Genomic DNA, 8,301 nt, shown 5'->3' with positions numbered 1-8,301 from the left:
TTGGATTCGGGGTGTCGAAGTTTTCCAGGGCGCGGGCGAGACTGGCGTTCGACAGTTCGCCCAGATGGCTGCTCAGCAAGCGACCGTCAGGGCTATAGAACAGCGTAGTTGGCAGTGCCATGGAACCCACGGCCTGGCCGAGTCGACCGCTGCGGTCGAACAGCACGTTGTTCAGGCTCAGGCCCTGGGTTTCAAGAAAAGTCGCAACGCTTTGCATGCTTTCGGCCTGATTGACGAACAGAAAGGTCAGGTCCGGGCGTTGTTGTTGCGCATTTTCCAGCACCGGCATCTCGCGCCGGCACGGCGGGCACCAGGTTGCCCACAGGTTGATCACCAGCGGGCCGCCCTGATAGTCGCTGAGCTGGATGGTCTCGCCGGCGGCGTTGCGCAGGGTGATGTCCGGCAGGCGCGTGCCTTGTTCGTAGATATTCAGTGACAGGGTCGCCAACAGCCAGAACACTACGCCACTGGCCACGCCAAAACCCAGTGGCCGACGCAGCCCCGGGCGACGCCAGCCGCGATAGAGAGCGGCGAGCAGCAGCACGATCACCCCCGGCCAGGCGAGGAAACCGCCGTCGCGCAGGTCGATGATCTGCCACGGATCGTTGCGATAGTGGCCCCAGTACAGGGTCACAAAGGCCACGCGCGCCGCGAGCATGCCCAGCAGGAACAGGCTGAACAGCGCCGACTCGGGGTTATCGCCACCACGCTTGGCCACCCGCCAGCCGACAAAGGTCGCCAGCGCCAAGGCACTGATCAGCAACAGGTGGTTGAGCGCGATGGCAAAGGTGCCGAGGGTGAACGTCAGCATTTAATTGGCGTCTCGGGTGGTGGTCCAGCGTTGCAGGAACGTCTCGGCATCGACTTCGCCGGTAATGCGCTGGCTGCGCCGCTCTTCGCCGTCGGTGCCGATCCAGACAAAACTCGGTGGCCCCGGGACTTTGTAGCGGCCGAGCAGCTCGCGGCTGGCGGCATTGTCGGCAGTGACGTCGAGGCGCAGCAGGCGCACATCGCTCAGCGCCTGCAGGACCTTGTCCTTGCCGAACACCTGTTTCTCCATGACCTTGCACGACACGCACCAGTCGGCGTAGTAATCGAGCAGCACCCATTGGCCCTGCGCCTTGGCGCTATCCAGTTCGCGCTGCAGGGCTGCCGGATCCTTGACCGTGGTGAACGCGTCATGCCCGCTCGGCGTGGTGCTGGCGACCCGACCGGCGCTGTACACCTGCAACGGTTGATACGGGTCGTCACTGCCGCCAGCGGCACCGATCAACAGCAGGCTGCCCCACAGACCGAGCAGCAACGAACTGGCGCCGAACACCTGGGCGACGCGGCCGAAGCCTTCCGATTGCTTCCAGGCGCAGAACGCCGCGATCAGCAGCAGCGCGCCGCACAGGCCCAGCCACAGCGACGAGTCCAGCACCGGGCGCAACATCAGCAGCGCGGTCGCGAGGAACAGGAAACCGAAGATGCCCTTGAGCAGGTTCATCCACGCCCCGGGTTTGGGCAGGAAGCGGTTGCCGACGGTCACCAGCAGCAACAACGGCACACCGATGCCGATGCCCAGCGCGAACAGAATCAAGCCACCGTGCAGCGCATTACCGCTCTGCGCGATGTACAACAAGGCGCCGGCCAGCGGCGCAGTCATGCACGGGCCGACCAGCAGACCGGACAACGCGCCGAGCACTCCGGCGCCGATCAGGCTGCCGCCGTTGCGGCTGCGCGAAGCGTGTTCGAGGCGATCACGCAAAGCCACCGGCAATTGCAATTCGAAGAAGCCGAACATCGGCAGCGCCAACACCACGAAAATCGCCGCAAAGGCACCCAGCAGCCACGGATTTTGCAGCCACGCCTGCAGGTTGGCGCCGAGCAACGAGGCGATCACACCCATCGCGGCATACACCAGCGCCATGCAGATCACATAGCTGCTGGCCAGGGCGAAACCACGACGCGGGGTGGCGCCGCTGCCGACAATCATGCCCGCCAGAATCGGCAGCATCGGCAATGAACACGGGGTAAACGCCAGCAGCAGGCCGAGGCCGAAGAACACCAGCAGGCTCCAGCCCAGCGCCCGTTGTTGCAGGCTGCTGGCCAGGGCCTGATCCGGCGCTTCAGCACTGGCCGTTGGTGTTGCTTTGCCGCCCAGGTCAATGACCCGGGTCTGCGGCGGATAACACAGGCCGGCATCGGCGCAGCACCTGATAGCTGACCTTGATCTGACCGCTGGCCGAGGCCGGGACTTTCACCTCCAGCCCTTGGCGATACACCGGTTGTTCACCGAAGAATTCGTCGCTGTGCGACTCGCCCTCGGGCAACGACGGCTGCTGCTCTGCCGACAAACCGTCGAATTTCAGGCGTTTCTGGTACAGGTAATAGCCGTCGGTGATCTGCCAGAACAGCTGGGTTTCCCCGGATTCAAGGCGTTCGGAGGTCAGCACGAAGGCTTTGTCGACCGGCAGAAACTCCGGTTTGGTCTCGAATGGATTGTTCCCGGCCTGGGCCAGGCTGGAGATCAGCAGTGCAAAACAAAAGAAAAAAAATGACGCATGGAGGAGCCTTGTCCCTGTGCAAGTCTGGTGCACAGTGGCGGGTGGCGATTAACCGATGATTAACCGCCCCGCACGATGTCGGATGGGCGACCCGACGCCGATTCACTGGTGCCTGCGAGTGGCTCAGTCCTTCAGCAGTCCGGGCCAGGTTGAGTCGGAGATTGTATACGGGCCAAATACTTTTTTCGCGTTCTGTTCATAACGCAGGTAGCGGTTGTCGTTCAGGAAAACATAAAAGTAAGTATCGAAGGTCGGGTAGTCATTGGTGACGGCTGTCATCATTTGGCTTTTATATTCTTCCAGTGGTGCCCAGGACGAGCCATTTAGAGGTAGTACTTGCAGGGTTTTTGAGTATATTTCGTAGATCAGATAGTTTCCGTCATTCAACAAGAACCAGTAACTCTCTCTTTGTGCTGTGCTTTCAGCCCACATGACGCCAACGATTTTTTCGTAGTAGGGCTAATATTTTTTCCCACTTTGATTTGGCGATGGGGGTTTTCGAGATTGCCTTGTCGGTTTGTTGGCTGTACTCACAAACGCAGGGTGTTGTTCCTTCGTCGTAGAACAGCCAGAGCGTGTCGACGCCACCGTTCCAGTGGGTGGTCGTCGTGGTAAAGCCAAAGCGCAAGTCTGCAGCAGTCTTGTCGAAGCCTTCCCATTTGCCATCCACCGGCTTGGGGAAGCCGGAAAGTACTTTGTTATCCTCGAAGTCGAAACGGGAATAACTGTTTTTCTCCGGGAAGAAGAAATAAATGCGATCGGGGCCGGTGCGCCAGTCGACGGCTACGAAGTTTTTTGTATTGCTCATTCATGGTTCCTTTAATAGGTTGATTTGTGTTTTAAAGTTTTGATTAGTTGTATGTAACTTGCGATAGCGAGGTTAGTTTTTAGTTGTGGGTCTGTATAGTTTGAAGGTGTTGGATTTCATGTCGGCTAGTTTGTTTTCATGTTGATTGAGCCTTGTTCTTGCGCAAGCGGTTTGTTGGCAGTTTTGAGTCCGGACCTGGCGAACAAGCGAGTCGCTGCCGTGTTGGTTGTCGCCCTGCCATAATTGCGGCTTAATCCTGTTCTGTTCGACTTGCCTTTTATTTCAGGGAACCACCATGCACGTACTGGTTTGCGAAGACGATGAGTTGATCGCCAGTGGCATCGTCGCCGGCCTGACAGCCCAAGGCTTGACGGTCGAGCACGTCAACACCGCCTCCAAAGCACGGGCGATGCTCAAGGTCGCCGAATTCGACGTGATGGTGCTTGATCTTGGCCTGCCCGACGAAGATGGCCTCAAGTTGCTGCAACAACTGCGTCAGCAGGGCCTGGAAATTCCGGTGCTGATCCTGACTGCGCGCGATTCGGTGACCGACCGGGTCGACGGCCTGCAAGCCGGGGCTGACGATTACCTGCTCAAACCCTTCGATCTGCGTGAATTGTTCGCGCGCCTGCAAACCCTGCTGCGCCGGGTTGCCGGGCGCAGCGTCAACCTGATTGAGCACGGTGCGCTGACCTACGATCCAAGCAGCCGCGAAACCACTCTGGCCGGGCAACCGGTGGACCTGTCGCGCCGCGAGCAATCACTGTTGCAGGCGTTGTTGCACAACCGTGGCCGGGTGTTGTCCACCGAGCAGTTGAAGGACAGCGTCTACGGCTTCAATGATGAACTGGAGAGCAACGCCCTCAACGTGCATATCCACCACCTGCGCAGCAAACTCGGCAAGGGCATCGTCGAAACCGTGCGCGGTCTGGGTTATCGCCTTGGGCCGGCCGATGGTGGAGAACAACAGAAGTGATGAGCCTGCGTCTGCGCCTGAGCCTGACCCTCGGCGCCGCGTTTGCCCTGATCTGGGCCCTCGCCGCTGCCTGGATGCTCAGCGACTTGCGCAATCAGATGATGTTTTCCCTTGATCAGCGGCTGGTGGCTTCGGCGCGCATGGTCGCCGGGCTGCTGGAGCAACTGCCGGCGCTGCCGAGCAAGGGCGAGGGCACCCATTTCAGCGCCGAACAATTGAATATTCCCGGCGGCATGGCCTGTCAGGTCAGTTCGTTGCGCGGGGAGATTCTCGCGCGTAGTCACAGCAGTCCCGAGCAAACCCTGGAAGCAGAAAAAATGGGCTTCCATGACCAGATGATCGATGGCGCGCCGTGGCGCAGTTTTACCCTCGCGCGAGGCGACGTGCGGATCACTACGGCTGATCGGCAGATCGAACGCGAAGCGCTGAACATGTCGATCCTGCTGGCGGCCTCGGTGCCGGTCGGCGTGGCGTTGCTCGGTTGTCTGTGCCTGTTGTGGCTGGGCATCGGCCAGGGCCTGGCGCCGCTCAATCGCCTGCGCGAAGCCTTGATGCGGCGTAACGCCGACTCGCTGGAACCGTTGCAGTTGCAGTCGTTTCCCAGCGAACTGAAACCGTTGCTCGATACCCAGAATCAGCTGTTTCAGCGCATCGGCAAGACCATCGAACGCGAGCGTCGCCTGACCGGTGATGCCGCGCATGAATTGCGCAGCCCGCTGACCGCCATCAAGACCCACCTGCAAGTGGCCCGCATGACCGAAGGCAGTGCCCGCGACCAGTCGTTGGCGCGGGCCGAGGAGGGCGCCGACCGCATGCACCGCACGCTGGAGCAACTGCTGTTGCTGGCGCGGGTCGAGGGCAGTCTGTCGTTCGATGATGGCGTGCAGTGCAGCGCCGAGCAGGTGGCGAAACTGGCGATGCAGGATGCAGCGGGCGGTGAGCGTCAGCGCATCAAACTGCACTTGCCCAAGCAGCTCTCCAATGCGCCGGTGCAAATGCCGGCGGTGTTGTCGATTGCCGCGTTGCGCAATCTGCTCGACAACGCTCTGCGCCATACCCCCGCGGACGCTGAGGTGGAGCTGAGTCTGGAAACCGTCGGCCAACGCGCCCGTTTTGTGGTGCGCGACCACGGCCCGGGGATTGCGGCGCAAGATCTGCAGCATTTGACCCAACGCTTCTGGCGCAACGGCCAGAGCACCGGCTGCGGCCTCGGCCTGGCCATCGTCCAGGCCATTGTCCAGCGCTGCGCCTGCACCCTGCATTTCGACAGTCGCGCGGATGGGCTGCGCGTTGAGCTGACCATGCCGCTACAGTCCCTCTGAAAACATTTCCGCCCTGTAGGAGCTGCCGCAGGTGCGATCTTTTGATCTTGAAAAAATCAAAATCAAAAGATCGCACCTGCGGCAGCTCCTACAGGGGATTTGTGGTGTGGCACATCAAATGTAACGTCTGTGCGTTGGCGATTCGGCAATCGCGGCGCTAAGGTCGGGGCTGCTCTGACTCAATGGATTGAGGGAACGCGCCATGCAAGCACCGATCTGCATTCGTCCAGCGAAACCTGCCGACGCCGGCCTCATCAGTCGCATCATCGAGCGTTCGATTCGCGTCGGTTGTGCGCTGGAACACCGCAACGACCCGCAGCAGGTCAACCGCTGGATTGACCGGCAATCCGCCGACATCATCAGTGCGCGCCTTGCCGACTCGCATTACTACCTGAATATCGCCCTGCTTCAGGACAAACCGGTGGGGGTCGGCATGGCCACAGCCAGCGGTGACATCGGCTTTTGCCATGTGCAGCCGGAATGGTTTCGCCGTGGCGCAGGACGTGCGCTGATGAGCGACCTGGAGGGCTGGCTGCGGATTCGTGGCGTGCCGCAGGCGTGCATCGCCAGCACCCGCATTGGCGCGGCTTTTTATCGACATCTGGGCTATTGCGATTCGGTGCCACCCGCCAGCGATCAAGCTTGCACCGCGTGACGCTGTACAAGCCGTTGGCATTGCCTGGCTGACAACTTGATCAAGGGTCTAAATCCTCGCCCCGCTTAAGCGTTTCCAGAACAGGAAAACCTGCATGTGCGCCCCGCGACCGGAACGCGCACCTGTGCGGTGTGCTGTTTTGGTCACTATCCATAGCGTATTGAGGGGTCGAGAGATGTCAGTCGCCACCAGCCTTATCGAAGAGTCGTCGGGGCGGATCACCGCCGCGCCGGCCGAAACCCTGTATCAGTTCAACGAATCGCCGCTGCTGGCCCGGCAGAGCCAGCAGGAATCCAATGCGCGCAGCTACCCGCGACGCATTCCGCTGGCCCTCAAACGTGCCAGGGGCCTGTACGTCGAGGATGTCGAAGGGCGTACGTTCATTGACTGCCTGGCCGGTGCCGGCACGCTGGCCCTGGGGCACAACCACCCGGTGGTGATCGAGGCGATCCAGCAAGTGCTCGCCGATGAGCTGCCGCTGCACACCCTCGACCTGACGACGCCAGTGAAGGATCAATTCGTCCAGGACCTGTTCGGCCTGCTGCCGCCGGCACTCGCAGCCGAGGCGAAAATCCAGTTCTGCGGGCCGACCGGCACCGATGCGGTGGAAGCCGCGCTGAAACTGGTGCGCACCGCCACCGGGCGCAGCACGGTGCTGTCGTTCTCCGGCGGTTATCACGGCATGAGCCAGGGCGCCTTGAGCCTGATGGGCAGCCTGGGGCCGAAAAAGCCGCTGGGCGCCTTGCTCAGCAACGGTGTGCAATTCATGCCGTTTCCGTACGACTACCGTTGTCCGTTCGGTCTCGGCGGCGCAGCCGGGGTCAAAGCCAACCTGAGTTATCTGGAAAACCTGCTCAACGATCCTGAAGCCGGCGTGCAGTTGCCAGCAGCGGTGATCGTCGAGGCGGTGCAGGGCGAAGGCGGGGTGATTCCGGCTGACGTCGAGTGGCTGCGCGGTTTGCGCCGGATTACCGAGAAGGCTGGCGTGGCGCTGATCGTCGATGAGATCCAGAGCGGTTTCGCCCGTACCGGCAAAATGTTTGCCTTCGAACACGCCGGTATCGTCCCCGACGTGGTGGTGTTGTCCAAAGCCATCGGCGGCAGCCTGCCATTGGCGGTGGTGGTCTATCGCGACTGGCTCGACACCTGGCAGCCAGGCGCCCACGCCGGCACCTTCCGTGGCAATCAGATGGCGATGGCCGCCGGCTCCGCGGTGATGCGTTATCTGCTCGAACACAAGGTCTGCGAACATGCCGCCGCCATGGGCGAACGCCTGGGCGAACACCTGCGCATCCTGCAACGCGACTTTCCGCAACTGGGCGACATTCGTGGTCGTGGCTTGATGCTCGGCGTCGAGCTGGTTGACCCGAACGGCGCACCGGATGCGCTCGGTCATCCACCCGCGTTCGCACGTCTGGCACCGCTGGTGCAGCGCGAATGCCTCAAGCGCGGACTGATTCTCGAATTGGGCGGCCGGCATGGCGCGGTGGTGCGCTTCCTGCCGCCGCTGGTGATCACCGCCGCCGAAATCGACCGTGTCGCCGAGATATTTGGCCGGGCCTTGGCCGCTGCCACTGCCGCTGAGTAAATTTTTCGCAGCGCCGGACGTTCTTTCTACATAACCGGCTGCACTCGGCTGCAGCCCACCCTCACAACGATGGAGAACCAGCATGACGTCAGTATTCGACCGCGAGGACATCCTCTTTCAGGTCGTGGTCAACCACGAAGAGCAATACTCGATCTGGCCGGATTACAAAGCCGTGCCGCAAGGCTGGCGCACCGTGGGCAAGAGCGGCCTGAAGAAGGAATGCCTGGCCTACATCGAAGAAGTCTGGACCGACATGCGTCCGCTGAGCCTGCGGCAGAAGATGGAAGGGCAGGCGGCTGCTCAGTAATCTGACAGGTAAAAAACAAACCCGCTGGACTGGTGAAAGTCAGCGGGTTTTTTATGGGCTTCAAAAGATCGCAGCCTGCGGCAGCTCCTACAGGGT

Annotated in this window: 7 protein-coding genes and 2 pseudogenes; 5 read left to right on the top strand and 4 right to left on the bottom strand. The window is 61.1% G+C overall.

The genetic code is table 11. The features are described from left to right. The 4 genes and pseudogenes from HT737_RS26670 to HT737_RS26655 form a co-directional block, all read right to left on the bottom strand. On the bottom strand, nucleotides 1–811 hold an 811-nt coding region (locus HT737_RS26670), incomplete at its 3' end, for a TlpA disulfide reductase family protein (RefSeq protein WP_182404333.1). Then, nucleotides 812–2,582: pseudogene (gene dsbD / locus HT737_RS26665) on the bottom strand (protein-disulfide reductase DsbD). It abuts the gene before it with no gap. 90 nt (nucleotides 2,583–2,672) lie between these two features. After that, the gene (locus HT737_RS26660) at nucleotides 2,673–2,981 is read right to left on the bottom strand and encodes a hypothetical protein (RefSeq protein WP_182404332.1); all 309 of its coding nucleotides are present in this window, start codon (nucleotides 2,979–2,981) and stop codon (nucleotides 2,673–2,675) included. Next, complete coding sequence (locus HT737_RS26655; protein WP_182404331.1) at nucleotides 2,971–3,357, bottom strand: hypothetical protein; 387 nt, start codon at nucleotides 3,355–3,357, stop codon at nucleotides 2,971–2,973. The genes HT737_RS26660 and HT737_RS26655 overlap by 11 nt, the downstream gene beginning before the upstream one ends. Nucleotides 3,358–3,652: 295 nt before the next feature. On the opposite strand from HT737_RS26655, the gene HT737_RS26650 reads away from it, so the two are divergent. From HT737_RS26650 to HT737_RS26630, 5 genes and pseudogenes are all read left to right on the top strand, one after another. Beyond that, nucleotides 3,653–4,333: a response regulator gene (locus HT737_RS26650; RefSeq protein WP_007969056.1), complete on the top strand. Its 681-nt coding sequence runs from the start codon at nucleotides 3,653–3,655 to the stop codon at nucleotides 4,331–4,333. Then, a complete protein-coding gene (locus HT737_RS26645) occupies nucleotides 4,333–5,655 on the top strand; it encodes an ATP-binding protein (protein ID WP_182404330.1) in 1,323 nt (440 codons plus the stop codon). The genes HT737_RS26650 and HT737_RS26645 overlap by 1 nt, the downstream gene beginning before the upstream one ends. Before the next feature lie 202 nt (nucleotides 5,656–5,857). Next, nucleotides 5,858–6,342 (top strand): annotated as a pseudogene (locus HT737_RS26640) (N-acetyltransferase family protein). 143 nt (nucleotides 6,343–6,485) lie between these two features. After that, nucleotides 6,486–7,898, top strand: a complete 1,413-nt coding sequence (locus HT737_RS26635; RefSeq protein WP_182404328.1) for an aspartate aminotransferase family protein — start codon at nucleotides 6,486–6,488, stop codon at nucleotides 7,896–7,898. 82 nt (nucleotides 7,899–7,980) lie between these two features. Next, nucleotides 7,981–8,205 carry an MbtH family protein gene (locus tag HT737_RS26630; protein WP_016985437.1) on the top strand — a complete coding sequence of 75 codons (225 nt, stop codon included), beginning with the start codon at nucleotides 7,981–7,983 and terminating at the stop codon, nucleotides 8,203–8,205. Nucleotides 8,206–8,301: the final 96 nt, after the last annotated feature.

Origin of the sequence: Pseudomonas sp. MD195_PC81_125, assembly GCF_014060985.1 — a bacterium.
Taxonomy (GTDB): Bacteria; Pseudomonadota; Gammaproteobacteria; order Pseudomonadales; family Pseudomonadaceae; genus Aquipseudomonas; species Aquipseudomonas parakoreensis.
Note: the sequence above shows the minus strand (reverse complement) of the source record. Positions and strands in the feature narration are given on the sequence as shown.

What these genes read in the sequence shown, in the direction of transcription:
- HT737_RS26660 (WP_182404332.1), bottom strand. Translation starts at nt 2,981, where the DNA reads ATGTGGGCTGAAAGCACAGCACAAAGAGAGAGTTACTGGTTCTTGTTG.
- HT737_RS26655 (WP_182404331.1), bottom strand. Translation starts at nt 3,357, where the DNA reads ATGAGCAATACAAAAAACTTCGTAGCCGTCGACTGGCGCACCGGCCCC.
- HT737_RS26650 (WP_007969056.1), top strand. Translation starts at nt 3,653, where the DNA reads ATGCACGTACTGGTTTGCGAAGACGATGAGTTGATCGCCAGTGGCATC.
- HT737_RS26645 (WP_182404330.1), top strand. Translation starts at nt 4,333, where the DNA reads ATGAGCCTGCGTCTGCGCCTGAGCCTGACCCTCGGCGCCGCGTTTGCC.
- HT737_RS26635 (WP_182404328.1), top strand. Translation starts at nt 6,486, where the DNA reads ATGTCAGTCGCCACCAGCCTTATCGAAGAGTCGTCGGGGCGGATCACC.
- HT737_RS26630 (WP_016985437.1), top strand. Translation starts at nt 7,981, where the DNA reads ATGACGTCAGTATTCGACCGCGAGGACATCCTCTTTCAGGTCGTGGTC.